Origin of the sequence: Sphingomonas sp., assembly GCF_019746015.1 — a bacterium.
Taxonomy (GTDB): Bacteria; Pseudomonadota; Alphaproteobacteria; order Sphingomonadales; family Sphingomonadaceae; genus Sphingomonas.
In genome coordinates this window covers 100,589-126,258 of record NZ_JAIESM010000032.1, presented here as the reverse complement: position 1 = coordinate 126,258, position 25,670 = coordinate 100,589, and the positions used below count along the sequence as shown (strand labels likewise).

Genomic DNA, 25,670 nt, shown 5'->3' with positions numbered 1-25,670 from the left:
ATGACCGAAGACGATCCGCTTGGCCCCCTCGACCCCGATTTTGCCGCGCGCTTCGTGCGCGATGAGCGGCGGCCGCCGTGCCAGCTCTATCTCATCTCGCCGCCGGAGATCGACACCGGCTTTGCCGAGCGGCTGCGGCGGGCGCTGGGCGCGGGGGGCGTCGCCGCCTTCCAGTTCCGGGTGAAGGGCGTGGACCAGCACAGCGCTGCGCGGCTGGCCGAGCCGCTGCAGCGCATCTGCGCCGATGCCGACGTTGCCTTCATCGTCAATGACAGCATTGCGCTTGCCAAACGGCTGGGCGCCGACGGCGTCCATCTGGGCCAGAGCGATGGCGACCCGCGGGAGGCGCGCGCCGCGCTGGGGCCGGCGGCGCAGATCGGCGTCACCTGCCACGCCAGCCGCCATCTGGCGATGGAAGCGGGGGAGGCGGGGGCGGACTATGTCGCGTTCGGCGCCTTCTACCCCACCACCACCAAGCAGGTGGAGCATCATGCCGAGCCTGTCATCCTCAGCTGGTGGACCACGCTGTTCGAGCTGCCCTGCGTCGCGATCGGCGGCATCACGCCCGCCAATGCCGCGCCGCTGGTGGCGGCCGGCGCCGATTTTCTAGCAGTGTCGGGCGCGGTCTGGGCGGGTGACGAAGACGCGGCCGTGCGCGCCTTTGCCAGGGTGCTTGCCGGATCGGGCGCGGATGGCTAAAGCGCCGCTTTCTTTCTCATTCCAGTATCACAGGCGGCTTGCATGAAGATCAGCGGCGTTGACATTCGCCCCGGCAACATCATCGAATATGAAGGCGGCATCTGGCGTGCGGTGAAGATCCAGCACACCCAGCCCGGCAAGGGCGGCGCCTATATGCAGGTTGAAATGAAGAACCTGCGCGATGGCCGCAAGAACAATGTCCGCTTCCGCTCGGCCGAAACGGTGGAGCGCGTGCGGCTGGACACCAAGGACTTCCAGTTCCTCTATCCCGAGGGCGACATGCTCGTCTTCATGGACAAGGAGAATTACGAGCAGACCACGCTGCCGCGCGACCTGCTGGGTGACGCCGCTGCCTTCCTGCAGGACGGGATGGACGTGGTGATGGAGCTTTACGACGAGGAAGCGATCAGCGTGCAGCTGCCCGACACCATCGAGGCGACCATCGTGGAAGCCGATGCGGTGGTGAAGGGGCAGACCGCCTCGTCCAGCTACAAGCCGGCGGTGCTCGACAATGGCGTGCGCGTGATGGTGCCGCCGCATATCGGCGCGGGCACGCGGATTGTGGTTGACGTGTACGAGCAGACCTACGTCCGGCGCGCGGATTGATTTAGTTTTCGGACGGACGAGAGCACATCACGTTGCCGAGCACTCCGAAACAGTCAATTACAGTTTTTTCTTGTAGTTTGACTTTGTATCGAGAGGCAAGAATATAGTCTTCGTAATCGGCGGATCGGAGATTGTCGATCGCGGCAATGCCCATCCACTGGCCAAGGTTTCCTGAAGACCAACTGTTCTGGCGTGCTTGCGAAAAACTGGCGTCGACCACCGCTTTATGTTTTTCAATTGATGGCTTTGTGACGAAAGCGATGGCCGCGGCAACAGCGATAATGGGTAGAGTCCATTTCGACATGATCGGCTACTCCAAGCTTCGGCAGGCTGTATCGCCACGTGCGATCTGTCAATGTGAAACATAATTTATACAGGAATTGAACTATGGTTTCGCATTCCGGCCTGATCACCGTCATGGAACGCGCTGCGCGCAAGGCGGCGCCGCGCCTGCGCCGCGACTTCAACGAGGTGCAGCACCTGCAGGTGAGCCGCAAGGGGCCGGCCGATTTCGTGAGCATGGCCGACAAGCGCGCCGAGCAGACGCTGTTCGAGGAACTGAGCGCCGCGCGGCCCGACTGGGCGTTCGTGATGGAGGAACGCGGCGAGGTGGAGGGAAACCCCGACAAGCCGCGCTTCGTGGTCGATCCGCTCGACGGCACCAGCAATTTCCTGCACGGCATTCCGCACTTCGCCATCTCGATCGCGGCGGAGGAGCCCAAGCCCGGCGGCAAGTGGGAAACCATTGCCGCGCTGGTCTATCAACCGCTGACCGATGAAAGCTTCTGGGCGGAAAAGGGCCGGGGGGCGTGGCTCACCGACCAGCGGCTGCGCGTGTCGGCGCGGGGCGAGCTGTCGGAAGCGCTGATCGCCACCGGCATTCCGTTTCTGGGGCATGGCGATTTCGCGCAGTGGAGCCGGATTTTCGGCGCGGTGGCGCCCTCGGTCGCGGGCATCCGCCGCTTCGGCTCGGCCGCGCTCGATCTCGCCTGGGTGGCGGCGGGCCGGTATGATGGGTTCTGGGAATCGGGCCTGGCCCGCTGGGATGTCGCCGCCGGCCTGTTGCTGGTGAAGGAAGCCGGCGGTTATGTGACTGATTATCGCGGCGGCGACCGGATGATCGAACGCGGCGAATATCTGGCCGCCAATGACGGCCTGCACACCAAGCTGCACAAGCTGGTCGCCGGCGCGCTGCGCTGATCGCCTATTTGGCGAAGGCGACCTTGGCAAAGGCGTCGATCAGCGCTTCCCAGATGTCGATAGTGTCGGCGAACAGCGATGCCGGCATGCCGCCGGGTTCCAGATTGATGTCCATCTCTACCACCGGATCGCCAGCGCGGTCGATATAGGCGCGGCCGAAGCGCTTGGTGCGGTTCCACTCGTTGATCTTTTCCTGCGGCAGCCCCTTGCGGGTGAAGCCGGCATAGAATTGCACGCTGCTGCACGCTTTGTGGTTCTCGCAGCCCAAGAACAGCACGGCAAAGCTGTAGCCGCTCGCCGCGCTTTCGATCAGCGGATCGCCCTCTTTATCGGTGGTCAGCTTGGCCTTGAATCCCCGGTCGCGCAGCGCCGCCGCGATCGATTCAGGATTGGCGGACGTCACCATCTGCGCCTGCGCCGGCACCGCCGCCAGCATCAGCGGGATCGCCAGAAATGCCTTGCTCCATGTTGCGCGCATAGACTGCCCCCGTGATGGAGCACCCAGCCTATCGAACGCAGCGGCCGGCGCCTAGTCCACAAGTTCCAGCGCCACCGCCGTTGCCTCGCCGCCGCCGATGCACAGGCTGGCAAGGCCGCGCCGGCCGCCCGTGGTCTGCAGCGCCGAGATGAGCGTCGCCATGATCCGCGCGCCCGACGCACCGATCGGGTGGCCGAGCGCGCAGGCGCCGCCGTGGATGTTGAGCCGGTCGTGCGGGATGCCCAGCTCGCGCATCGCCACCATCGGCACCACCGCGAACGCCTCATTCACTTCGAACAGGTCGACATCGGCGATGTCCCACCCGGCCTTGGCCAGCGCCTTCTTCATCGCCGGCACGGGCGCGGTGGTGAACTGTGCGGGGGCATGCGCATGGGCGGCGTGCGCCACGATCCGCGCAACGGGCGTCAGCCCCAGTTCCGCCGCTGTCGACGCGCGCATCATCACCAGCGCGGCGGCGCCGTCCGAAATCGAGGAGGCATTGGCGGCGGTGATGGTGCCATCCTTGGCAAAGGCGGGCTTGAGCGTCGGGATTTTGGCGGCGTCGCCCTTTTGCGGCTGCTCGTCCTGATCGACGGTGACCGATCCCTTGCGCCCGGCAACTTCGACCGGCACGATTTCGCGCACGAACTTGCCGGCCGCCTGTGCCGCCTGCGCGCGGGTGAGCGAGGCGATGGCGAAATCGTCCTGCTCGGCGCGGGTGAACTGGTAATCGGCCGCCGTTTCCTCGGCAAAGCTGCCCATCAGCTTGCCGGGTTCATAGGCATCTTCCAGCCCGTCCAGATACATATGGTCGATCAGCCGGTCATGCCCGATGCGCGCGCCGCCACGGTGGCGGGTGGAAAGATAGGGGGCGCCGGTCATGCTCTCCATGCCGCCCGCCACCACGATGTCGGCCGAGCCCGCGACCAGCGCATCATGCGCCATGATCGCGGCCTGCATGCCGGAGCCGCACATCTTGTTGACGGTCGTCGCCTCGACATGCTGCGGCAGGCCGGCCTTGAGCGCGGCCTGGCGCGCCGGCGCCTGGCCGAGCCCGGCCGGCAGCACGCAGCCCATATAGATGCGCTCCACCGCCTTGCCCGACAGCCCGGCGCGCTCGACCGCGGCGCCGACGGCAGCGGCGCCCAGCTCGGTCGCGGCGGCGCCGCTCAGCGCGCCCTGAAAGCTGCCCATCGGCGTGCGGGCATAGCTGACGATCACAATCGGGTCGGCGGTCATGGAACTGGCTCCGGATGAATGGGGTGATGCGCCGTCTCTACGCGGCCCGTCCGGCGAAGCAAAGCCCCGGCGGCGCCAGTTGACGGCAGCCGATACGCGCGCCACCGCTGGGCGCTATGGCATTTTCCGCGCTTCCCCTGGCCACGGCGATTGATGGCGCACTGCCGGTGGCGGGGCCGCAATCGGCGGCGCTGCTCGCGCTGCTGGGGCTGATTCTGGGCAGCTTCATTGCCACTTTGGTGATCCGCTGGCCGCACGGGCGCTCGGTGATGGCGGGGCGCTCGGTTTGTGACGGCTGCGGGAGAGCGCTGGGGGTGGGGGAGCTGGTGCCGCTGCTCTCCGCGCTGGTGCAGCGCGGGCGCTGCCGGGCGTGCGGCGGGGCGATCAACCCGCTGCACGGGCGCATCGAGCTGGCGGCCGGGCTGATCGGCGCGCTGGCCGGGGCGACGCTGCCCGGCATGGCGGCGCCGGTGGCCGCGCTGTTCGGCTGGCTGCTGCTGGCGCTGGCGGCGCTCGACATCACCGAATTCTGGCTGCCCGACGTGCTGACGGCGACGCTTGCGCTGGCCGGCGTGGCGAGCTGGGCGCTGGGCATCGGCCCGGCACTGGCGGACCGGCTGATCGGCGGCGCGGCGGGCTTTGGCGCGCTCTGGGCGATCGGTGCCGGTTACCGGATGCTGCGGGGGCGTGAGGGGCTGGGCGGCGGCGACCCCAAGCTGCTGGGCGCGATTGGCCTGTGGCTGGGCTGGCGGCTGTTGCCGGCGGTGGTGCTGGTCGCCGCGCTAGTCGGGCTGGGCGTGGTGCTGCTGCGCTGGGCGGGCGGGCGGGCGGTGGACCGGGGTGACGCGCTGCCGCTGGGCGCATTGCTCGCAATCGCGGCTTACCCGGCCGAAATCATCATGCTAAGCAGCGCGGCATGAGGCGCGTTCTGGCTCTGTTGACGCTGGTGCTGACGGCGGCGGAAAAGCCGCCACAGGCCGCACCCCGGCCGCTGCCGCGCTCGATCGACGGCCTGCCGATCGGCGCCATCCCGCCCCAGGAAATGCCCGCCACCGGCTGCGCGGCCTTCCTGTGGACCAACACCACCACGCGCAGCCTGGCGGCGATGCTGACGACCGAGCCGCCGCGCGCGCGCCTGGCGCCGGGGGGCATGATCGTCGATCTGGTGCGCACCGAGCAATCGGGCGGCGGCAATTACGGCTTCACGACGCATGGCGACTATGCCGCCGGCGATTACCGCGTGGCGGTGGACATCGAAATTGTCGAGCGCGGCGACCTGACCCAGGGCGCGATCATTCCCGCCGGCACGATGCGGTTCGAAAAGGAAGGCAGCGATGGCGTGGTGGTGCCCGTGGTCGGCATCATCGGCTGCGCGCAATAGGCAAAAAAGGGGAAGCACCATGCCGACGATGCACGAAGTTCTGGCCGCGCAGCGCGCCGCCTTCATGGCCGAGCTGCCGGTGGGCATGGACGTTCGCCGCGACCGGCTGAAGCGTGCCGCCGCGATGATCCGCGACCATGCCGACCGCTTCTGCGACGCGCTGAGCGAGGATTTCGGCCATCGCAGCCGCGAGCAATCAATGCTGACCGACATTGCCGCATCGATCGCGCCGATCAGCCATGCGCTGAAATCGCTCGATCGCTGGGCGCGGCCGGAAAAGCGCGCCGTCCAGTTTCCGCTCGGCCTGCTCGGCGCACGGGCGGGTGTCGAATATCAGCCCAAGGGCGTGGTCGGCGTGATCGCGCCGTGGAATTTCCCGGTGCAGCTGGTGATGGCGCCGCTCGCCGGCATCTTCGCCGCCGGCAACCGCGCGATGGTGAAGACGAGCGAGTTCACCCCGCTGACCGCCGCGCTGTTCGAGGAGGTCTGCCCGCGCTATTTCGCGGTCGAGGAGCTGGCGTTCTTTTCCGGCGGGCCGGAAGTGGGCAAGGCGTTTGCCGGGCTTGCCTTTGACCATCTGATCTTCACCGGCGCGACCGGGGTGGGCAAGCACATCCTCCACGCCGCGGCCGACAATCTTACCCCCGTCACGCTCGAACTGGGCGGCAAGTCGCCCGTCATCCTCGGCAAGTCGGCCGACATTGCCCAGGCCACGGCGCGGGTGGCGACCGGCAAGATGCTGAACGCGGGGCAGATCTGCCTTGCGCCCGATTACATGATTGTGCCCGAAGCGGCCGAGGCGCAGGTGGTGGCGGGGCTGAAGTCCGCGACCAGCGCCATGTATCCCAGCCTGCTCGCCAACCCCGATTACACCGCCATCGTCAACGACCGCCATTTCGAGCGGCTGTCCGGCTGGCTGGAGGATGCCCGCGCCAAGGGGGCGACGGTGGAAACGGTGAACCCGGCGAACGAGGATTTCGCCGCCGCCAATTCGCGCAAGATGCCGCTCCACATCGTCACCGACGTGACCGATGACATGACGATCATGCAGGAGGAGATTTTCGGCCCCATCCTGCCCATCCGCCGCTATTCGGGCGACATCGACTCGGCGATTGCCGAGGTGAACCGGCGCGACCGGCCGCTGGGTCTGTATTATTTCGGGCAAGACGCCGCCGAGCAGCGCCGCGTGCTCGACCGCACCATTTCGGGCGGTGTCACGGTCAACGACGTGATCTTCCACGTCTCGATGGAAAACCTGCCCTTTGGCGGCATCGGCCCGTCGGGCATGGGCGCCTATCACGGGCATGACGGGTTCAAGACGTTCAGCCATGCCAAGGCAATCTATCGCCAGCCCAAGCTCGACGTGGCCAAGCTCGCCGGGCTGAAGCCGCCCTATGGCAAGGCAACGATGGCGAGCGTCAAGCGGCAGATGAAATAGCGCTTACAGCTCCGCCCGGCGCCGCTCCAGCCAGCGGCGCTCGGCGTCGCCAGGGCACAGCGCAAGGGCGGCGTCATAGGCGGCGCGCGCCGCGTCCTTCAGCCCCAGCCGGTGAAGCAGCCCGGCCCGCGTCGCGTGATAGGGCAGGAAGTGCGCGAGGCCGGGCGTGTCGAGCGCGTCGACTTCCCCCAGCGCCGCTTCGCAGCCCGCCACCTCGGCCAGCGCGACGGCGCGGTTGAGCCGGGTGATCGCGTCGTCGCGCACGGTGAGCAGTGCGTCGTAAATTGTCAGGATGTTGCGCCATGGCGGCGGCTCGGCCAGCGAAGCGCGCGTGCACCATTCGGCGTGGATCAGCGCGGCGAAGACGCGTGGGCGCCGGGGGGCGAGGCGGGCGGCCGCCGCGAAATGCTGCCGCCCGTCGGCGATCAGCGCGCCGTCCCAGCGCGCCGGGTCCTGCTCGGACAGCGGCACCATGACGCCATCGTCGCTGACCCGCGCCGGCCGCCGCGCCTCGGCAAAGCGCACCGTTGCGGCCAGCGCGTGCACATCGGCCTCGTCGGGCAGCATCTGCGCGAGCGTTGCCGTGATCGACAGCATTTCCGCGGCATAGCCCGCATGCCGCCCGCTGCCGGCGCCATCGGCATGAGCATGGGCATAGGCCACTTCGATCGTGCTCAGCACTGATTCCAGCCGTTCGGGCCAGGCATCCGGGCCGGGCACGGCATAGCCGATGCCGGCGCGCGCGATCTTGCGCTTGGCGCGCACCAGCCGCTGCATCAGGGTCGATACCGGCGTCAGAAAGGCGCGGGCGATCTCCTCCGCGCTCAATCCGCACACCAGCCGCAGCGTCAGCGCCGCGCGCGCCTCGGCATGGATCGCCGGGTGGCAGCAGGTGAAGATCAGCGCGAGCCGTTCGTCGGGGATGGGGCTTGCCTCTGCCATCAGCGCCTCCGGTGTCGGCTCGGGCGCGGGCGCGGGCAGGGCGGCCGCCGCGCGCACCCCGGCGTGGCGCAGCCGGTCGAGCGCCACGCGCTCTGCAACACGGTAGAGCCACGCCGCCGGGTCACGCGGCTGTGCACCGGCCCAGGCGGAGGCGGCACGCGCGCAGGCCTCCGCAAAGGCGTCCTCGGCCAGGTCCAGATTGCGGAAGCGGGCGGCGAGCGCGGCCATGATGCGCCCGCCCGCCGCCCGGAACACCGCGTCGAGCGGTTCGCTCACATGCCCGGCGGGGCCATCACCGGCCGCACCTCGACCGAGCCATTGGCGGCCAGCGGGATGCGGCGCGCAATGGCGATGGCCGCGTCCAGATCGGCCGCCTCCACCAGATAGAATCCGCCGAACTGCTCCTTGGTTTCGGCAAAGGGCCCGTCGTGCAGCATCTGCTGCCCGTTCTGCGTGCGCACCGTGGTGGCAGTGGCGACCGGCTGAAGCCCGGCGCCGTTCAGCAGCGTGTCGCCCAGCCCCGCGCTGAACGCCATGTGCTTTTCGATAATCGCGTTCATCGCCGCGCCGGTGCCGTCGTCATAAACGGCTTCGTTCTCGAAGATCATCAGCATGTATTTCATCGCTCGCTCCTTGCCCATGTGCGACCGCGCCAAGTGCGATCGTACCGGGAAGACGCGCGAGCAGGCGCTGAATCGACACTGGGGGCACGAAAAAATTATCCGGGCAGGCTCGCCTTGGGGAAACCCTGCCACACCGCGTCATAATCCTCGTCCAGCCGGCCGCAGTCGAGCGCGAAGGCGGTCGGGCGGAATATCCAGCGGCTTTCGATCATGAAGGCCATCGTGTTCTCGATCTTGTGCGGCTTCAGCTCGGCCGCGCTTGCGCCCTGCCAGCTGGCGACGTCCGGCCCGTGCCCGGCCATCTGGTTGTGGAGCGAGAGCGCGCCGGGCACGAAGCCGCCCTGTTTCGCGTCATAGGCCCCGTGGATCAGCCCCATCGCCTCCGACATCACGTTGCGGTGGAACCAGGGCGGGCGGAACGTGTCCTCCGCCACCATCCAGCGCGGCGGGAAGATGACGAAATCGGCGTTCGCCGTGCCCGCTAAATCGCTGGGCGAGGTGAGCACGGTGAAGATCGACGGATCGGGGTGATCGAAGCTGACCGTGCCGATGGTGTTGAAGCGCGCCAGATCATAGCGGCACGGCGCCAGATTGCCGTGCCAGGCGACGACGTCGAGCGGCGAGCGGCCCAGATCGGTGCGCCACAGCGCGCCCTGATATTTCTGCACCAGCTCGAACGGCCCCTCGACATCCTCGAACCAGGCGGTCGGCACCTCGAAATCGCGCGGATTGGCGAGGCCGTTGGCGCCGATGGGGCCGAGTTCAGGCAGGCGGAAGGGCTGGCCGAAATTTTCCGCGACATAGCCGCGCGCGATGCCATCAGGCAGGGTGACGCGGAAGCGCACGCCGCGCGGGATGAGCGCGACATGGCCGGGGGCAATCTCGATCCGGCCCAGTTCGGTCAGCAGCAGCAGTCGGCCCTGCTCGGGCAGGATCAGCAGCTCGCTATCGGCGGAGACGAAGGCGCGCTCGGCCATGTCGCGCCCGCAGCGATAGAGGTGCAGCGAAACGCCCGATTGCGCCGCGGCGCCCTCTCCGGCCGCGAGCATCGTCGTCAGGCTGTCGAGCCAGTCGGTGTCGCGCTCGATATCGAGCGGCCCCCAGCGCAGCCGGTTGGGTGCGTGCGGCCCCGGCGCGGCAGCGGTGGCGAAGCGCGGCGCGCCTTCATAGCGGGTGAAAGCGGGATGTGCCGCCGAGGGCCGCAGCCGGTAGAGCCAGGAGCGGCGATTTTCATGGCGCGGCGCGGTGAAAGCGCTGCCCGAAAGCTGCTCGGCATAAAGGCCGAAAGCGGGCCGCTGCGGCGAATTCCGCCCGACGGGGAGCGCGCCGGGGACGGCCTCGGTTTCGAAATAGCCGCCAAAGCCGGTCATGTAGCTGGTCAAGGCATTACCCTTTCAACGATCTTCCCGTCATGCCGACCCTGTTCACCGTCACCCCGGCCTTGAGCCGGGGTCCCGCTGCCTTCTGGCGGAGGTAGAAGCGGGACCCCGGCTCAAGGCCGGGGTGACGGACCAAGAGTTAGCGAACTCCCTACGCCGCCGCTCTTTTACGCTCCCGCCGGCGCCGGAATCACCCCGCGCCGGATCTGGTCGAGTTCGATGCTCTCGAACAGCGCCTTGAAATTGCCCTCGCCAAAGCCGTCATTGCCCTTGCGCTGGATGATCTCGAAGAAGATCGGCCCGACCATATTCTCGGTGAAGATCTGCAGCAGCAGGCCGCCGCCCGTTTCCGGCGCGCCGTCGATCAGGATTTTGCGCGCGCGCATCGCCTCCACGTCATGGCCATGGCCGGGCAGGCGCTGGTCGATCAGGTCGAAATAGGTGTCGATCGTGTCCTGAAAGCGGATGCCATTGGCGCGCAGCCGGTCGACGGTGCCGAAAATGTCGTCGGTCGCCATTGCCAGATGCTGGATGCCTTCGCCCTTATAATCGCGGATGAATTCCTCGATCTGCGAATGCTCGTCCTGGCTTTCGTTCAAGGGAATGCGGATCTTGTCATCGGGCGCGGTCATCGCCTTGGAGAGCAGCGCGGTCGCCTTGCCCTCGATGTCGAAATAGCGGATTTCGCGGAAGTTGAAGAGCCGCTCATAATAATCCGCCCAGTGGTTCATCCGCCCGCGCATCAGATTGTGGGTCAGGTGGTCGAGCGTGTGCAGCCCGACCGAGCGGTCATCGGCCGCAGCGCCGGTGGGGGCAAAGGCGCTGTCGAGAAACCCGCCATCCTCCTGCACCAGATAGAGCGTGGCGCCGCCAATCCCCTCGATCGCGGGCAGGCCATATTCGCCCGCCACCGCCGTCGCGCCGCGCGCCACCGCCAGCTGGAACGCGGTGCCCGCATCCTTCACGAAGAACGCCATCGCGCTGGCCGAGGGCCCATGCGCATCGCGGAACAGCGCGGTGGGGCCGGTGCCTTCCATGTTGAGCAGATAGGTGATCGCGCCTTGCGCATAGCGGCGCACATTCTTTTCGCGGTGGGTGCCGACATGGGCAAAGCCCAGCTTCACGAACAGGTCCGCCATCGCCTCCGGCTGGGGATGGGTGAACTCGACAAAGGCAAAGCCGTTCAGGCCCATCGGGTTGTCGGCAGTGGCGGTCATGGCAGCGGACTCCGTGGCGGCAGTTGGTATCAGATGAAACTATATAGCGGACTTGCGGAAGCTGGTCCAGCGCGGCGTTGCCCAGACCCCCGTCACCCCGGCCTTGTGCCGGGGTCCACCCATCCACGCGCAATATCGCTCGCCAATCGCCGCAAGGCTTACTTGCCGTTGTCGTTCCGAGCGCGTTGCTGGGGATTTGCACCGCCGCCCGGTGGACCCCGGCACAAGGCCGGGGTGACGACGGGGCAAGCGGGCGAGCGTTCGGCTAGAGCGGTTGATTGATCGCTTCCTCGTAGGCGTCGAGCAACTCGCGCTCTCGATCCACAGCATTGATGTCGAGAATTACCGTCTGCGTCAGCTTAATGATCGGATGAGATGCAGCAAAGGCTGAAAACCAAAACGGCTCCGAAAGCGGCTGATTTTCGTGCCACGTGGTCATTACAAACCGGTCGTCGGGTACGTCATTATAGTCGAACACCTTCAGCATGGCATGATCAACGCTATCGTCCCAAGCGCTACATTCTTGTCCCCACGCCATCATATAGAGGCATCCAGAGGCCACGAGCCAGTCGCTGACAAGATCGCGCCACTCGTTGGTTACATCTTGATTGATGACCACCACGGCTTTGAAAGCCGGAAGCGATAATGTGGGGGGCTTTCCGCCGGCTGGTAAGTGAAGATAGATCAGGTTTCCCATGCGTAAGCACTATCAGCAATCGATGCGCAGATCAGCCAATATGTCCTCGAGCAATGTCGAATTTTCTATCCGCCCCCGCTGCTTCTGAGTCTCATTAAGCGTTAAATCCTTCGTTCGCCGCGAGTGGCCGATTGCAGCACCGCTCGCGCTGGTTGCCAGGCGGGCTCTCGTAGTGGCAACACCTGTGCGATGACCACGCTCAAGCTTGACGATTTTCTGCCCTATCGGCTGTCGATTGCGTCGAACCGGGTGTCGGATGCGGTGGCGACGGCGTATCAGGCGCTGTTCGGCCTTTCGATCGCGCAGTGGCGGCTGATCGCGGTGCTGGCGGAAAGCGGCGGGATGTCGCAGCAGGCGCTGTGCGGCGTCACCCGGATGGACAAGGTAACGGTAAGCCGCGCGGCGGTGGCGCTGGTGGCGAGGGGGCTGGTGGCGCGGGCGGCCAATCCGCAGGATCAGCGTTCGCACCTGCTGTCGCTGTCGGCCGCCGGGCGCCTGCTCTATGACAGTGTCGCGCCCAAGGCGCTGGAGCTGGAGGCGCGCATCTTCAACGGCTTCACCCCGGCCGAGCGCGCGCAGTTCACCGCGATGCTCGCCCGGATCGAGGGCGCCGCCGCGCAGATCGCGCCCGAACGGGGTTGATGGCGGCGCCCTGCCTCGGCTAGGCAGGCGCCGCCTCCCCGGGCCATGATGAGATGAACGCAACAGGGAGGAATCATGTCCATCGTCGATCGCGCCGGGTTGGGGGTTGCCGCGCCGCTGGCAGACTTTGTCGAGGCGCGCGTGCTGCCGCCCTTGGGGATCGATGCCGCCGGCTGGTGGGCCGGGGTGGCCGCGATCTTTGCCCGCTTCGCGCCGGAAAATGCGGCGTTGCTCGCCCGGCGCGACGCGCTGCAGGCGGTGATCGACGCGCGCTATACCGAAGGCGCGCCGGTGGACGAGGCGTTTCTGCGCGCCATCGGCTATCTGGTGCCGGAGCCGGCGCCCTTCACCATCGGCACCGAAAATGTCGATGCCGAGATCGCCCTGATGGCCGGGCCGCAGCTGGTGGTGCCGGTGCTCAACGCCCGCTTCGCGCTGAACGCCGCGAACGCGCGCTGGGGCAGCCTGTACGACGCGTTCTACGGCACCGACGCGCTGCCCGGCGTGGCGAAGGCGGGCGGTTATGATACCGAGCGCGGCGCGCAGGTGATTGCGGCGGCCAAGGCGTTTCTCGACGAGGCGGTGCCGCTGGCCGCCGGGCGCTGGGCGGAATTTGCCGGCGGCGACCCGGTGCTGAAGGACCCCGCCCAGCTGGTCGGTCGGTCGGGGGATTCGCTGCTGCTCCGCCACCACGGCCTGCACATCGAACTGGTGATCGACCGGGCGCACCCCATCGGCCGCGAAGACCCGGCCGGCATTGCCGATGTGCTGCTCGAATCGGCGCTGACCACCATCTGCGACCTGGAAGATTCGATTGCGGCGGTGGATGCCGAGGACAAGGTCGCGGCCTATACCAACTGGCTGGGGCTGATGCGCGGCGATCTGGCCGAAAGCTTCGACAAGGGCGGCGCGCGGATGACGCGCACGCTGAACCCAGACCGCGACTATGCGGGCACTGACGGTACGCCGTTCACGCTGCCCGGCCGCTCGCTGCTGTTCGTGCGCAATGTCGGCCATCTGATGACGACGCCTGCCGTCACCCTGCCCGGCGGGGCGGAGGCGCCCGAGGGCATTCTCGACGCGATATTGACGACCACCATCGCGCTTCACGATCTGCGCGGGCTGGGCAAGTTCAGGAACAGCCGCACCGGCAGCGTCTATATCGTCAAGCCCAAGATGCACGGGCCGGACGAATGCGCCTTCACCAACCGGCTGTTCGATGCGGTCGAGGATCTGCTCGGCCTTGCCCGCCACACGGTGAAAGTGGGAGTGATGGACGAGGAGCGCCGCACCTCCGCCAATCTGGCGGCGTGCATTCATGCGGTGAAGGACCGCATCGTCTTCATCAACACCGGCTTTCTTGACCGCACGGGCGACGAAATCCACACCGCGATGGCGGGCGGGCCGATGATCCCCAAGGCGGAAATGAAGACCAGCGCCTGGATCAAGGCCTATGAGGACCGCAATGTCCGCATCGGCCTGGCCTGTGGCCTGTCGGGCCGGGCGCAGATCGGCAAGGGGATGTGGGCAGCGCCCGACCGGATGGCGGACATGATGGCGCAGAAGATCGGCCACCCGATGTCGGGCGCCAACACCGCCTGGGTGCCATCGCCAACCGCCGCCACGCTGCACGCGATGCATTATCATCAGGTCGACGTGTTCGCGCGGCAGGCGGCGATTGCGGGGGAGGGGGTGCCGGGCCTGGCCGCGCTGCTCACCGTGCCGTTCGCTGCCGGGCGCAACTGGACGGCGGACGAAATCCGCCACGAGCTGGACAATAACGCGCAGGGCATTCTTGGCTATGTGGTGCGCTGGATCGACCAGGGCATTGGCTGTTCCAAGGTGCCCGACATCAACGATATCGGCCTGATGGAAGACCGTGCGACGTTGCGCATCTCGTCGCAGCATATCGCCAACTGGCTGCGCCACGGCGTGTGCAGCGCCGCCGATGTCGATGCCGCACTGGCGCGCATGGCGGCCAAGGTCGATGCGCAGAATGCGGGCGACCCGCTCTACCGGCCGATGGCGGGCCAGCCGGACAGCCTGGCCTTTCAGGCGGCGCGCGCGCTGGTGTTCGAAGGCGCGGCACAGCCCAACGGCTATACCGAGCCGCTGCTCCACGCCTTTCGCGCGCGGGCCAAGGCGGCCGGGCGCGGTTAGGCAAAGGCCGGCACCGGGGCGCATATCGCTTTGCGCTGCGGCGAAAAATCGAATATCCGGTATGCAGGGATCGGGAGCGCGCGGATGGAACATGTCGATGTCATCGTGGTGGGGGCCGGCATTTCGGGGATTGGTGCTGGCTATCACCTTCAGGCCAAGGCGCCCGACCGCAGCTACATGATCCTGGAAGGCCGGCCGGCGATTGGCGGGACGTGGGACCTGTTTCGCTATCCCGGTATCCGGTCGGACTCCGACATGTACACGCTAGGCTACAGCTTCGAGCCGTGGACGGAGGCCAAGGCGATTGCCGATGGCCCGGCCATCCTGAACTATGTGCGCCGCGTGGCGGCCAAATATGGCATCGACCGGCATATCCGCTTCAACCACCATGTCGCCGCTGCGCGCTGGTCCACGCCTGATGCGCGCTGGATCGTGACCGCCCGGCATGAGGGGCGCGACGTGGAATATAGCTGCAATTTCCTGTTCATGTGCTCGGGTTATTACAATTATGCGCGGGGGCATTCGCCCGAATTTGCCGGCGCCGAAAGCTTCAAGGGGCAGATCATCCACCCGCAATTCTGGCCCGAAGATCTGGATTATGCCGGCAAGCGGGTGGTGGTGATCGGGTCGGGCGCGACCGCCGTTACCATCGTGCCCGAAATGGCCCGGACGGCGGCGCATGTCACGATGCTGCAGCGCTCGCCCACCTATGTCGTGTCGCGCCCGTCGGAAGATGCCTGGGCCAACTGGCTGCGTAGCGTGCTGCCGTCGAAGCTCGCCTATGGCCTGGTGCGGTGGCGCAACGTGCTGTTCCAGCTCTATTTCTTCAACGCCGCGCGCAAGAACCCGGCGGAAGCGAAGAAGCGCGTGCTCGACATGCTGGCCGAGCATCTGCCCCCCGACACCATCGCGCAGCATTTCACCCCGCGCTACAATGTGTGGGACCAGCGGCTGTGCCTGGTACCCGACGCCGATATGTTCGACGCGATCAAGCGCGGCAGCGCCTCGGTCGTGACCGACACGATCGACCGGTTCGACGAAACCGGAATCAGGCTGAATTCAGGCCAGCATCTGGACGCGGACATCATCGTCACCGCCACCGGGCTGGAGCTGCAGCTGCTGAGCGACGTCGCCTTCACGGTGGACGGGCGCGCGGCGGACCTGTCGCAAAGCTTCAACTATAAGGGGATGATGTACAGCGACATCCCCAATCTGGCGTCGTCGTTCGGCTATACCAATGCCAGCTGGACGCTGAAGGCGGACCTGACCTGCGGCTATGTCTGCCGCCTGCTCAACACCATGCGCCAGCGCGGGCTGCGCCAGGCGACGCCGCGCATCAAGGAAGACCTGCAGCCGCAGCCCTTCCTTGACTTCACCTCGGGCTATGTGACGCGGGCGATGGAGCGCTTCCCCAAACAGGGCGACAAGGCGCCGTGGCGCGTGCACCAGAATTACGCGAAGGACCTGGTGTCGCTGCGCTTCGGCTCGGTCGATGATCATATGGACTTCAGCAACCCGCAGCCCCAACCCGGTGCGCAGCCGGTAGCAGCGACCGCCACGGCCTGACCCCTTCACCCGCTCTGCCGGGCCGGCGTGCGGTGCGCGCAGGAAAGGTTGCGCTATTGTAAGTCGACTTGTTCGTTCGAACGAACTAACGACCGTACATGACCTTGCGCGAAACCCATGAGCGGCTGCTGGACATCGCCATCGCCGAATTCGGGGCAAAGGGGCTGGAGGGGGCCAGCACGCGCAGCATCGCCGCTGCCGCCGGCACGGCGATGTCGTCGATCACCTATCATTATGGCGGCAAGGAAGGGCTCTACCTTGCCGCCGCGCAGCACATCGCCGAGCGGATGGCCGAGGAGATGGGCGCCGCCGCGATCGACGCCGGCGACGTGGCCAGCGCCGACCCGGCACAGGCGCGGGTGCTGCTCCACCGCATCATCGGCGCCTTTGTCGACCGCATGACGTCCGACAAGAGCGAGGCGTGGACGCTGTTCATCATCCGCGAACAGAACCGGCCGACCGAGGCGTTCGACCGCATCTATGGCGGGCTGATGGGCCAGATGATGGAACAGCTGGCTGCGCTGATCCTGCGCGTGACCGGCATGGCGGACGAACATCGCGCCCGCGCGGTGACCGGCACGCTGATCGGTCAGGCGCTGGTGCTGCGGGCCTCGCGCGCGGCGTGCCTGCGGCTGATGCGGCGCGAGACGATGGACGCAGAGCTCGCCGCCACCTTCAGGGCGCAGATCGCCCAGAATACCGACGCCATTCTCGACATGCTTACCGCCCAAGCCAAGGAGCCCGCATGACCACCACCGATGCGCCAGCCGCCGCTCCCGCCCGCCCGCCGCTGTTCCGCCGCCCCGGCTTCTGGGTGGCGCTGGTGCTGATCGCAGGCCTGCTGGTTGCCGCCAGCATCCTTTATGCGCGGGAGACGGCGCGGTTCGAGGAAACCGACGATGCCTATGTCGATGCGCATATCGTGCGGATCGCGCCGCAGGTGGCGGGCACGCTGGTGCAGGTGGCAGAGGCTGACAACCGGCATGTGAATGCGGGCGATCTGCTGGCGGTCATCACCCCGTCCGGCCCGCGCGCGGTGCTGGCAGAGGCTGCCGCCGGGGTCAGCCAGGCGCAGGCGCAGCTGGAAACCGCGCGCGCGCAGGTGGATGCCGCGCTGGCCCAGCAGGCGCAGCTGACGGCACAATCGCGCGCGCCCATCGCCAATGCGGAGAAAGCGGCGCAGGATCTGGCCCGGTACGAGAACCTGCAGAAGATCGACGCGGCGGCGGTGGCGCCGCAACAGCTTGACGCCGCCCGCGCGCTCGCCCGCCAGACCGCGGCGGAGGCGGCCGCCGCCCGCGCCCAGATCGCCAATGCGGCGGCCAATGTCGCGGTCGCGCGGCGTCAGGTCAGTGCGGCCGAAGCGGCGACGGGTGCTCGCCGTGCGCAGGTGGAACAGGCCAATGTGACGCTGGGCAATCTGGAGCTGCGCGCGCCTGTTTCGGGCCAGGTCGTGAACCGCAGCGTCAATCTGGGCAGCTATGTCGCGCCGGGCACGCAACTGATGTCGATCGTGCCCGACCACATCTGGATCACCGCCAATTTCAAGGAAACCCAGCTGGCGCAGATCCGCCCGGGCCAGCCGGTGTCGATCCGCATCGATGCTTTTCCCAAGCTGAAGTTCAGGGGGCGCGTCGACTCGATCCAGCGCGGCGCGGGCCAGGCCTTTGCCCTGCTGCCGCCGCAGAACGCGACCGGCAATTTCGTGAAAGTGGTACAGCGCGTGCCGGTGCGCATCGAGTTCGACGTGAAGAACGGGCCCGATCCGCGCCGCTATCCCATCGGCCCCGGCATGTCGGCAGTGCCGACGGTCGAGGTGCGCTGAGGTGGCAGGCGCCGCCATTCCTGCGTGGAACCCGGCGCGATCGGCGGCGGGCCGGGTAAATCCCTGGGCAGTGGTGGCGATCATTTCGCTGCCCACCTTCATGGAAGTGCTCGACACCTCGATCGCCAATGTCTCGCTCGACCATATTGCCGGTGGCCTGTCGGTCACGCTCGATCAGGCGACCTGGGTGCTGACCAGCTATCTGGTCGCCAATGCGGTGATCATTCCCTTGAGCGGCTGGCTGTCTGACGTGATCGGCCGGAAACGCTATTTCATGATCTCGATAGTCCTGTTCACGCTGTCCTCGCTGATGTGCGGGCTGGCGGGCGATCTGACGACGCTGATCATCGCGCGCGTGTTGCAGGGGATTGGCGGCGGCGGGCTGGCGCCGGTGGAACAGTCGATCCTGGCGGATACCTTTCCGCCCAATCGGCGCGCCATGGCCTTTGCCGCCTTTGCCATCGTGGTGGTGGTCGGCCCGGTGATGGGGCCGACGCTGGGCGGCTTCATCACCGATACGTTCAGCTGGCACTGGATTTTCCTGATCAACGTGCCCGTCGGCATCGCCGCGCTGGCGCTGACCCATTTGTTCGTGGATGAGCCGCAGGCGGTGCGTGACGACCGGGCCGCCCTGCTCGCGCGCGGCATCCGCGTCGATTATGTCGGCATCCTGCTGGTCGCGCTGGGGCTGGGCCTGCTCGAATACACGCTCGACCGCGGCGACCGCGACGAATGGTTCGCCAGCGGCACGCTGGTGGTGACGGCGATCGTCTCCGCCACGTCGCTGATCGCTCTCGTCATCTGGGAGGTGAACCACCCGTCGCCGGTGGTCGATTTCCGGCTGATGAAGAGCCGCAACTTCTCGCTCACGCTGCTGGTGATGATGACGACCGGGATGATCCTGTTCGGCACCACCCAGCTGGTGCCGCAGATGCTGCAGCAGGTGCTTGGCTACACCGCCTTCCAGTCCGGCATGGCGATGACGATTGCGGGGTTCGCAACGCTGGCCATGGTACCCTTTGCCGGGCGGCTGAGCACGATTGTCGATGTGCGCTGGCTGCTGTTCGGGGCGCTGCTCGTCCAGTCCTATGCGCTGTGGAACATGAGCCACCTGACCGCGACGATCGGCTTTTACGACGCGGCGATCGCGCGCATGTATCAGGCAGCGGCATTGCCCTTCCTGTTCGTGCCGATCAACGCGGTGGCCTATATCGGCCTGCCTCAGACCAAGACCGCGCAAGCTTCCAGCCTGCTCAACGTCGCGCGCAATCTGGGCGGCTCGATTGGCATTTCGATGTCGCAGACCCTGCTCTCGGGCTATCGCCAGGTGGAGCAGTCGGTCACGGTTGAGCGGCTGAACCCCGCCAACCCCAATTACACCGACTGGCTGGACCGCGCCGCCGCCGCGCTGGGCCTGGCACCGGGCAGCGAGACGCTGAACGGCATCCTGTATCAGCAGGTGCAAAACCAGGCAGCAATGCTGGCCTTTATCGACGTGTTCCGCACGCTGATGATCGTCATCCTGATCATCGCCCCCACCGTTTTCCTGATGCGCGCCGCCCGGGCCGATGGCGCGCCAAGCATGGGACATTGACCGATGCCACGCACCCTGATGATCGCCGCAACTGCGCTTGCGCTGGCCGGCTGCACCGTGGGGCCGAACTATGCCCGGCCGGAAATGGCCGTGCCCGCGCGCTATGCCGGCATTGCGCCGGCACCGGCGCCGGGGCAGGGGATTGACCCCGCACGCTGGTGGACGGGTTTTGGCGACCAGCGGCTGAACGCGCTGATCGACAAAGCGCTGACCGACAATCCCGACATGGCCATGGCCGCCTCGCGCGTGCGGCAGGCGCGGCTGCAGGAAATCGTCGCGCGCGCACAAGGCAAGCCGCAGGTCAACGCCGACGCCAATGTCAGCCATGTCGAGTTTTCGCGCAACGCCGGGCTCGCCTCGCTCGGGCGGCTGTTCGCAGGCGGCACCGGCACCGGGCAGACCGGCGCCGGCATCGCGCCGCCCGGCGGCGGGGTGACGACCTATGCGCTGGGGTTTGACGCCAGCTGGGAGCTTGACCTGTTCGGCGGCGCCCGGCGCGGGGTGGAGGCGGCGCGCGCGCGGATCGAGGCGGCCGAATGGACGCGCCGCGATGCCGCCGTCACCATCGCCGCCGAAGTCGCCGACGCCTATTTCGCGCTGCGGCTGGACCAGGCGCAGATCGCCCTGATCGAGAGCGAGATCGCCAAGGCGCAGCGATCGATCGAGATTGCGCATCACCAGGCAAGCGCCGGCCTGACCCCTTCGATCGACGCCATCCGCGCGCGCGGTGCGCTGACCCAGGCGCAGGCGCGGATCGAGCCGCTGCGTGCCGACGCCGATATCCGCATCCATGCGTTGGGCATCCTGACCGGCCAGCCGCCCGAGGCGCTGCTCGACGATCTGCGCACGCCCGGCGCCGAGCTGGGCGAGGCACCGGCGGTGCCGGTGGGCCTGCCGGCTGACCTGCTGCGCCGGCGCCCCGATGTGCGCGCGGCCGAGCGCCGGCTGGCGGCGGCGACGGCAGATATTGGCGTGCAGGTCGCCAATCTCTATCCGCGCGTCAATCTCACGGCGCTGGGCCAGTTGCTGTCGGCGGGGCTCACCAACTTCGTGTCGCAGGACAGCGGGCAGCTGGTCGGCAGCAGCGCGATCAGCTTTCCCTTGCTCGACTGGGGCCGCCGCCGCGCCGGCGTGAAGATTGCGCGGGAGGCGCGCGAGCAGGCCTATATCGACTATCAGGCGACCGTCTTGCGCGCGTTGCGCGATGTCGAGGACCCATTGACGAGCCTTGCCACCGAACGCCGCCGCAACGCGGTGCTGCGCCAGTCACTGGCAGACGCGACCCGCAGCGCGCAGGCGGTGGCGGCTCGGCACCAGGCCGGGATGGTGGCGCAGGACGCAGTGCTGCTGGCCGACATTCAGCAGCTTGCCGCGCGCGAACAGGTGGCGGCGAGTGATGCCCTGCTCCGTCAACAGACGGCGGCGCTGTTCAAGGCAATCGGTGGCGGCTGGGGCGAAGAGATTCAATCGGCGGCGCGATGATCATTATCTGCACCGGCCGTTAATAAAGGTTAATTGTGCGGGACTGCGACTCGGATAGTTAATAATTATTAAGACGTGCCGCCGATTCGGGGTGGATCATGGCGCCATCCGGTCTGGAATCGACGCTGGAGAACGGGGTGACGGTTGACCCGAGGGGCGCGATTATCACCTTGATTATAAAGCAATTTTCACTCCCCCCGGGCCTTGTATCCGTTTACCAGGGACGAATCTCGTCGCCGTAAACGAGCGAGAGCAGAAGCTCCAGCATTTGCCTTCTCCCAGTTACGCGCAGCAATTGCGCACCCTTGGGCTATGTAAATCATGCTTGTTAGTCAATGACGTTAATCGTTTCGGCCGAATGTGGCAGGCGTGCCCGCGGCGCTTAACGCTTCCTTCAGGGCTTGGTGGCATGGCCCGATTTGATGCTGCGTCTGGAGTCAATCGCGCAAAACCTGCCGCACGGCGGCGACCGGCGACACGTGCTGTTCGCCAGTGCGTCGCCGCTTGCCATTCCGCGAATGGGCGGGGCTGGCGCGGTCTCCAGTCTTTGGGCCGAGGTGCCGTTCGCGCCGCGCGGCTATTGGTCTGATTGGCTCGGCGACGACGGCGCAGGCCCTGATGACAGCGCGGCGCCCAAGCCGGTCGTCGCAAAGACGACGCGGTTCGTTATCTTGGCCGAAATTGCCAACTTTGTTCCGCTGCGCCGGCATCTGGGCGCGCCCCGTGCCGATTGCCTGGTGCTCGACGTGGCAGACCGCGTCGGCGCGATGCTGGCCGATGCACGCATGGCAGTGGTCGGCCGCAACATGGTCGAAGTGGCCTTTGAAGGCGATGCGCGACATGAACTCGATGCGGTTCTTGCCGGCATCGCCGCGTTGTTTGAACAACCGGTCAGCCTCGATGGGGAGCCGCACCGGATCGACCTGCTGCTGGGTGCGGCGCACGCACCGGTCGGCGTTGGTGATGACGTGCGCCTCGCCGAAGAAGCGGAGGAAGCATTGCGGCTCGCCCGGGCGGAGGGACGGCCGGTCGTTCGTGACATTGTGGCCGATGCCCCCGCCTTCGACCGGGTCACGCTGGTCAGCGACCTCAGCAAGGCCATCGAGCGCGGTGAACTTTTCCTGCAATATCAGCCCAAGCTGCACCTGCGGCAGCAGAAGATCTGCTCCGTCGAGGCACTGGTGCGCTGGCAGCATCCCAAGCGCGGCCTGATCCTACCCGGCGACTTCATCGAGACGGCCGAACAGGCGCAGCTGATCGGTCCCATCTCACTGTGGACGCTGGAGCAGGCGATCGCCGACCAGAAATTGCTCGCGGCGCAGGGGCATGACGTGCTGGTGTTCGTCAACATCTCCGGCCAGCTGCTGGGGGACGCGCCCTTTGTCGCGCGTGCGTGCCAGTTGTTGAGCGACGCCGGGTGCCGGATTGGTATCGAAATCACCGAGACTTCGGTGATCCGCGATCCCAAAACCGCGATCAAGCACCTTAAGCTGTTTGCTGATCTGGGGATTTCGATCGCGATCGATGATTATGGCGCCGGGCTGTCTTCGCTTGCCTATCTGAAGCGGTTGCCGGCGCGTGAGCTGAAGATCGACAAGATGTTCGTTCTGCAGCTGACCAGTAGCAATCGCGACCCGCTGATCGTGCGCTCAACGATCGACCTTGCCCATGCGCTGGACATGGAAGTGACGGCGGAGGGCGTGGAAACGCCGGCGGCACTTGCCCTGCTCAGCGTGATGGGTTGCGACATGGCCCAGGGTTTTCTGATCAGCCGCCCGATCGCGCTGGGCGCCCTGTGCAGTTTCCTGGATGAGGAACGGCATGAAGCGGTTGCCGCCGCCTCGCGTAGCGGCGCACTAAATCGGCCGGCAAGCTTCTGGAAAAGCGTCTGATTCTTTCGGTCGCGTTCATCATTAGGCGCAATTTAATGCTTGTCGGGCAAGGATGGCGCGACCCGGAGCCGCGTTGCGCATGAACTATCGGTCTGCATTGCTGGTGATGATGGCGACGGCGCTGGGGTGCGGCGCGCCGGCCGTTCTGGCGCAGGTTGCACCGGCCGCTGTTCAGTCCGCCGACCCTGTGCGCCGCCAGCTTGCCGACGCGAAGGACGCGATGCGCGCAGACCCGGCGCGCGCGCGGGCACTGGCGGCGGCCGCAGAGGCGCGGGCGCGTCGGGCGCCGCTGACCCGGGCAAATGGCCTGCTTATCGCCGAATCGGAATGGTTGCAGGGAGAGGCGCTGCTGCGACTCAACGCGCCGGGCGACGCGGCCCCGAAGATCGACGATGCGATCCGGCTGCTGGATAGAACTGGGTTTCGTGGCAAGCTCTATGGCGACCTGTTGCTGTCGCGTGGCGGCGTTGCCACGTCGAACGCCAATGTCGCGCAGGCCCTGTCCGACTATCAGACGGCGCACAATCTGTTCCGCGCGCTGCGCGAAACGCGCAGTCAGGCGATTGCGCTGCAGCAGATTGCGTCGCTGTACCGCGAAGCCGGCGATTGGGCGAGCGCCCTGAAATACGACACCGAATCGTCGGAAATCTATGCCGATGATCCGGGGCTTGGCATCTCGAGCTTCAACAACCGTGGCAACAGCCTGCGCCAGATGGGCAAACCGCTGGAGGCCGAAGCGCAGTATCGCCGGGCGCTTGCCATCGCGCGGCGGATGAACAGCACGCTGCTGGTGGTCCGGGTGCTGGGCAACATGGCACGCGGGCAGCTGGAGGCACAACAGCTTGCCCGCGCTGATCGCACCATTGCCGAAGGGCTGAGGCTGGCCGAACGCGGCGAAGCGCGTCCGTGGCGGCCGCAATTTCTGGCGATTGCGGCCCAGTCGGCGCTGCAGAAGGGCGATCTGCGGCATGCAGCCGACCTGATCAGCCGCAGCTTTGCCGGCGTTGATCTGGACACCACAACACTTGCCTATGTGGAAGCACATGGCACGGCTTATCATGTGTTTGCGCAGCTGGGCCGCACTGCCGAGGCGCTGGCGCACCTCGAGGCGCTGAAGCGGCTGGACGACAAGAAGGCCAGCCTTGCCGCCTCTACCAACACCGCGCTGATGGCGGCACGGTTCGACTATGCCAACCAGAACCTGAAGATCGCCAATCTGAAGGCGGAGGAAGCGCGGCGGCAGTTCCAGTTCGAGCGCTCGCGCGCCGAGATGCAGCGCTGGGTGATCGTCGGCATCCTGATCGCGGCTGCAGCGGCGGGCGCGGCGATGCTCATCGCGCTGCTCACCATCCGGCGCAGCCGCAACGAGGTTCGCGCGGCCAACGTCGTGCTGGGCGATACCAACGCTGCGCTGAAAAAGGCGCTGGCGGCGAAGACCGAATTCCTGGCGACCACCAGCCACGAAATCCGCACCCCGTTGAACGGTATTCTCGGTATGACGCAGGTTATGCTGGCCGACCACAGCCTTGCGCCGGGCGTTGCCGACCGGTTGCGCGTCGTCCACAGCGCCGGCGTGACGATGAAGGCGCTGGTCGACGACATTCTGGACGTGGCCAAGATGGAAAGCGGCAAGCTGACCCTTGAGGCAGTGCCGATGGACCTGGTCGCCATGCTGCGCGAGGTGGCGGCGCTTTGGCAGGGGCAGGCAGATGGCAAGGGCCTGCGCGTGCAGGTTGACCTGTCGCAGGCACCCGATCTGGTGATGGGCGATCCGGCGCGCCTTCGCCAGATCGTGTTCAACCTGTTGTCCAACGCGCTGAAGTTTACCGCCGCCGGTGGCATCTCGCTGGTTGCGCGGCGCGATGAGGATCGCATCGAGATCACCGTGGCCGATACCGGCATCGGCATCCCGGCTGACAAGCTGGAGCAGATCTTCGAAACCTTCAGCCAGGTCGAAGCGGGCACCACGCGCAAATTCGGCGGTACGGGCCTCGGCCTTGCTATCTGCCGCCGCTTGGCGCGCGCGATGGGCGGCGATATTCGGGTGGAGAGCACCCCCGGCTCCGGATCGCGCTTCATCGTCACGGTGCCCTATGTCGCTGCTCAGGCGCATGGCAGCGGGGCAGTGCCGCCCATGGCACTGCAGTCGCTGCTGATCGCGGCGCCCAATCCGATCAACCGCGCAAAACTGAAGGCAATGCTGTCGGACCGGCTGGATGCTGTCGATGCGGTCGCGGGCCTCGTCGATGTGTTTGGCGCACTGGATCAGGCGCCGCCCGCCTGCCTGCTGGTCGAGGAGGCTGCCGTCCGCGCCGCCGGCGATGCTGACGCCATGATCGCGGAACTTGCCGTGAAGGCGCGCCTGGCCGGCACGGCGGTGGTTCTGCTCTGGTCGTCGCCAGACCCGGCCAAGGCGGAAGCCTGGCACGCCGTGGGTATCGACCGCGTGGTGGAAACACCCATTTCTGGTGCCGCGCTGGTGCAAATACTGTATCCTCTTTGCCGACCGGATGCGCTGAAGGCGGAAGTTCCGCTTGCATCTCAGGCCGCGTGACGCGATAGGGCATAGTGATGCATATCAATAATACACATATCGCGTCAGCTGGGGAC

Annotated in this window: 23 protein-coding genes; 15 read left to right on the top strand and 8 right to left on the bottom strand. The window is 66.8% G+C overall.

The genetic code is table 11. The features are described from left to right. Together thiE and efp are read left to right on the top strand one after the other, a co-directional pair. The coding region (thiE, locus tag K2Y03_RS05085; protein WP_294088773.1) for a thiamine phosphate synthase at window positions 1-699 on the top strand (699 nt) is incomplete at its 5' end. Between the two features lie 42 nt (window positions 700-741). Next, on the top strand, window positions 742-1,305 hold the full coding sequence (efp, locus tag K2Y03_RS05080) for an elongation factor P (RefSeq protein WP_294088772.1): 564 nt from the start codon (window positions 742-744) through the stop codon (window positions 1,303-1,305). Window position 1,306: 1 nt separating this feature from the next. Here efp and K2Y03_RS05075 read toward each other — a convergent pair whose 3' ends face one another. Further along, entirely contained in the window at window positions 1,307-1,609 is a 303-nt protein-coding gene (locus K2Y03_RS05075; protein ID WP_294088770.1) for a hypothetical protein, read from the bottom strand. A gap of 83 nt (window positions 1,610-1,692) precedes the next feature. Here K2Y03_RS05075 and K2Y03_RS05070 point away from each other — a divergent pair, with 83 nt between their 5' ends. Continuing rightward, window positions 1,693-2,505, top strand: a complete 813-nt coding sequence (locus K2Y03_RS05070) for an inositol monophosphatase family protein (RefSeq protein WP_294088768.1) — start codon at window positions 1,693-1,695, stop codon at window positions 2,503-2,505. Between the two features lie 4 nt (window positions 2,506-2,509). Here K2Y03_RS05070 and K2Y03_RS05065 read toward each other — a convergent pair whose 3' ends face one another. Then, window positions 2,510-2,983, bottom strand: a complete 474-nt coding sequence (locus K2Y03_RS05065) for a YbjN domain-containing protein (RefSeq protein ID WP_294088766.1) — start codon at window positions 2,981-2,983, stop codon at window positions 2,510-2,512. Window positions 2,984-3,034: 51 nt separating this feature from the next. Then, complete coding sequence (locus tag K2Y03_RS05060) at window positions 3,035-4,222, bottom strand: acetyl-CoA C-acyltransferase (protein WP_294088764.1); 1,188 nt, start codon at window positions 4,220-4,222, stop codon at window positions 3,035-3,037. A 167-nt stretch (window positions 4,223-4,389) separates the two neighbouring features. Between K2Y03_RS05060 and K2Y03_RS05055 the strand changes: the two genes are divergently transcribed. Genes K2Y03_RS05055 through K2Y03_RS05045 form a run of 3 tightly spaced genes read left to right on the top strand, consistent with a single transcriptional unit; the run spans window position 4,390 to window position 7,041 of the window. Continuing rightward, the gene (locus tag K2Y03_RS05055) at window positions 4,390-5,142 is read left to right on the top strand and encodes an A24 family peptidase (protein WP_294088785.1); all 753 of its coding nucleotides are present in this window, start codon (window positions 4,390-4,392) and stop codon (window positions 5,140-5,142) included. Beyond that, a complete protein-coding gene (locus K2Y03_RS05050) occupies window positions 5,139-5,603 on the top strand; it encodes a hypothetical protein (RefSeq protein ID WP_294088762.1) in 465 nt (154 codons plus the stop codon). Before K2Y03_RS05055 ends, K2Y03_RS05050 begins: the two co-directional genes overlap by 4 nt. Before the next feature lie 28 nt (window positions 5,604-5,631). Further along, window positions 5,632-7,041: a coniferyl aldehyde dehydrogenase gene (locus K2Y03_RS05045; protein WP_294088783.1), complete on the top strand. Its 1,410-nt coding sequence runs from the start codon at window positions 5,632-5,634 to the stop codon at window positions 7,039-7,041. Between the two features lie 3 nt (window positions 7,042-7,044). Here K2Y03_RS05045 and K2Y03_RS05040 read toward each other — a convergent pair whose 3' ends face one another. The 5 genes from K2Y03_RS05040 to K2Y03_RS05020 form a co-directional block, all read right to left on the bottom strand. Then, window positions 7,045-8,259, bottom strand: a complete 1,215-nt coding sequence (locus K2Y03_RS05040; RefSeq protein WP_294088760.1) for a DUF6596 domain-containing protein — start codon at window positions 8,257-8,259, stop codon at window positions 7,045-7,047. After that, complete coding sequence (locus tag K2Y03_RS05035; RefSeq protein ID WP_294088758.1) at window positions 8,256-8,606, bottom strand: YciI family protein; 351 nt, start codon at window positions 8,604-8,606, stop codon at window positions 8,256-8,258. Before K2Y03_RS05035 ends, K2Y03_RS05040 begins: the two co-directional genes overlap by 4 nt. A gap of 95 nt (window positions 8,607-8,701) precedes the next feature. Continuing rightward, window positions 8,702-9,988 (bottom strand): homogentisate 1,2-dioxygenase, encoded by a 1,287-nt coding sequence (hmgA, locus tag K2Y03_RS05030; protein ID WP_294088756.1) that lies wholly within the window; start codon window positions 9,986-9,988, stop codon window positions 8,702-8,704. A 164-nt stretch (window positions 9,989-10,152) separates the two neighbouring features. Then, window positions 10,153-11,202, bottom strand: coding sequence for a 4-hydroxyphenylpyruvate dioxygenase (hppD, locus tag K2Y03_RS05025; RefSeq protein ID WP_294088754.1), 1,050 nt, complete (start codon window positions 11,200-11,202; stop codon window positions 10,153-10,155). Window positions 11,203-11,467: 265 nt separating this feature from the next. Next, complete coding sequence (locus K2Y03_RS05020) at window positions 11,468-11,899, bottom strand: hypothetical protein (protein WP_294088753.1); 432 nt, start codon at window positions 11,897-11,899, stop codon at window positions 11,468-11,470. Between the two features lie 189 nt (window positions 11,900-12,088). Here K2Y03_RS05020 and K2Y03_RS05015 point away from each other — a divergent pair, with 189 nt between their 5' ends. From K2Y03_RS05015 to K2Y03_RS04975, 9 genes are all read left to right on the top strand, one after another. Then, complete coding sequence (locus K2Y03_RS05015; protein WP_294088752.1) at window positions 12,089-12,541, top strand: MarR family winged helix-turn-helix transcriptional regulator; 453 nt, start codon at window positions 12,089-12,091, stop codon at window positions 12,539-12,541. Window positions 12,542-12,616: 75 nt separating this feature from the next. Continuing rightward, window positions 12,617-14,701 carry a malate synthase G gene (locus K2Y03_RS05010; protein WP_294088750.1) on the top strand — a complete coding sequence of 695 codons (2,085 nt, stop codon included), beginning with the start codon at window positions 12,617-12,619 and terminating at the stop codon, window positions 14,699-14,701. A gap of 84 nt (window positions 14,702-14,785) precedes the next feature. Then, window positions 14,786-16,267, top strand: a complete 1,482-nt coding sequence (locus K2Y03_RS05005) for an NAD(P)/FAD-dependent oxidoreductase (RefSeq protein WP_294088749.1) — start codon at window positions 14,786-14,788, stop codon at window positions 16,265-16,267. A gap of 98 nt (window positions 16,268-16,365) precedes the next feature. Then, window positions 16,366-17,016 (top strand): CerR family C-terminal domain-containing protein, encoded by a 651-nt coding sequence (locus K2Y03_RS05000; RefSeq protein WP_294088748.1) that lies wholly within the window; start codon window positions 16,366-16,368, stop codon window positions 17,014-17,016. Beyond that, complete coding sequence (locus K2Y03_RS04995) at window positions 17,013-18,092, top strand: HlyD family secretion protein (protein WP_294088746.1); 1,080 nt, start codon at window positions 17,013-17,015, stop codon at window positions 18,090-18,092. The genes K2Y03_RS05000 and K2Y03_RS04995 overlap by 4 nt, the downstream gene beginning before the upstream one ends. 1 nt (window position 18,093) lies before the next feature. Continuing rightward, entirely contained in the window at window positions 18,094-19,686 is a 1,593-nt protein-coding gene (locus K2Y03_RS04990) for a DHA2 family efflux MFS transporter permease subunit (RefSeq protein ID WP_294088745.1), read from the top strand. 18 nt (window positions 19,687-19,704) lie between these two features. Continuing rightward, a complete protein-coding gene (locus tag K2Y03_RS04985; RefSeq protein ID WP_294088742.1) occupies window positions 19,705-21,168 on the top strand; it encodes an efflux transporter outer membrane subunit in 1,464 nt (487 codons plus the stop codon). Between the two features lie 422 nt (window positions 21,169-21,590). Beyond that, on the top strand, window positions 21,591-23,060 hold the full coding sequence (locus K2Y03_RS04980; protein ID WP_294088740.1) for an EAL domain-containing protein: 1,470 nt from the start codon (window positions 21,591-21,593) through the stop codon (window positions 23,058-23,060). A gap of 79 nt (window positions 23,061-23,139) precedes the next feature. Next, a complete protein-coding gene (locus K2Y03_RS04975; RefSeq protein WP_294088738.1) occupies window positions 23,140-25,614 on the top strand; it encodes an ATP-binding protein in 2,475 nt (824 codons plus the stop codon). The last annotated feature ends 56 nt before the right edge of the window (window positions 25,615-25,670 follow it).

What these genes read in the sequence shown, in the direction of transcription:
- K2Y03_RS05015 (WP_294088752.1), top strand. Translation starts at nt 12,089, where the DNA reads ATGACCACGCTCAAGCTTGACGATTTTCTGCCCTATCGGCTGTCGATT.
- K2Y03_RS05075 (WP_294088770.1), bottom strand. Translation starts at nt 1,609, where the DNA reads ATGTCGAAATGGACTCTACCCATTATCGCTGTTGCCGCGGCCATCGCT.
- K2Y03_RS05005 (WP_294088749.1), top strand. Translation starts at nt 14,786, where the DNA reads ATGGAACATGTCGATGTCATCGTGGTGGGGGCCGGCATTTCGGGGATT.
- K2Y03_RS05065 (WP_294088766.1), bottom strand. Translation starts at nt 2,983, where the DNA reads ATGCGCGCAACATGGAGCAAGGCATTTCTGGCGATCCCGCTGATGCTG.
- K2Y03_RS05070 (WP_294088768.1), top strand. Translation starts at nt 1,693, where the DNA reads ATGGTTTCGCATTCCGGCCTGATCACCGTCATGGAACGCGCTGCGCGC.
- K2Y03_RS05000 (WP_294088748.1), top strand. Translation starts at nt 16,366, where the DNA reads ATGACCTTGCGCGAAACCCATGAGCGGCTGCTGGACATCGCCATCGCC.
- K2Y03_RS05060 (WP_294088764.1), bottom strand. Translation starts at nt 4,222, where the DNA reads ATGACCGCCGACCCGATTGTGATCGTCAGCTATGCCCGCACGCCGATG.
- K2Y03_RS05035 (WP_294088758.1), bottom strand. Translation starts at nt 8,606, where the DNA reads ATGAAATACATGCTGATGATCTTCGAGAACGAAGCCGTTTATGACGAC.
- K2Y03_RS05010 (WP_294088750.1), top strand. Translation starts at nt 12,617, where the DNA reads ATGTCCATCGTCGATCGCGCCGGGTTGGGGGTTGCCGCGCCGCTGGCA.
- K2Y03_RS04975 (WP_294088738.1), top strand. Translation starts at nt 23,140, where the DNA reads ATGAACTATCGGTCTGCATTGCTGGTGATGATGGCGACGGCGCTGGGG.
- K2Y03_RS04995 (WP_294088746.1), top strand. Translation starts at nt 17,013, where the DNA reads ATGACCACCACCGATGCGCCAGCCGCCGCTCCCGCCCGCCCGCCGCTG.
- K2Y03_RS05045 (WP_294088783.1), top strand. Translation starts at nt 5,632, where the DNA reads ATGCACGAAGTTCTGGCCGCGCAGCGCGCCGCCTTCATGGCCGAGCTG.
- efp (WP_294088772.1), top strand. Translation starts at nt 742, where the DNA reads ATGAAGATCAGCGGCGTTGACATTCGCCCCGGCAACATCATCGAATAT.
- K2Y03_RS05050 (WP_294088762.1), top strand. Translation starts at nt 5,139, where the DNA reads ATGAGGCGCGTTCTGGCTCTGTTGACGCTGGTGCTGACGGCGGCGGAA.
- hppD (WP_294088754.1), bottom strand. Translation starts at nt 11,202, where the DNA reads ATGACCGCCACTGCCGACAACCCGATGGGCCTGAACGGCTTTGCCTTT.
- K2Y03_RS04980 (WP_294088740.1), top strand. Translation starts at nt 21,591, where the DNA reads ATGCTGCGTCTGGAGTCAATCGCGCAAAACCTGCCGCACGGCGGCGAC.
- K2Y03_RS05020 (WP_294088753.1), bottom strand. Translation starts at nt 11,899, where the DNA reads ATGGGAAACCTGATCTATCTTCACTTACCAGCCGGCGGAAAGCCCCCC.
- K2Y03_RS04985 (WP_294088742.1), top strand. Translation starts at nt 19,705, where the DNA reads ATGATCGCCGCAACTGCGCTTGCGCTGGCCGGCTGCACCGTGGGGCCG.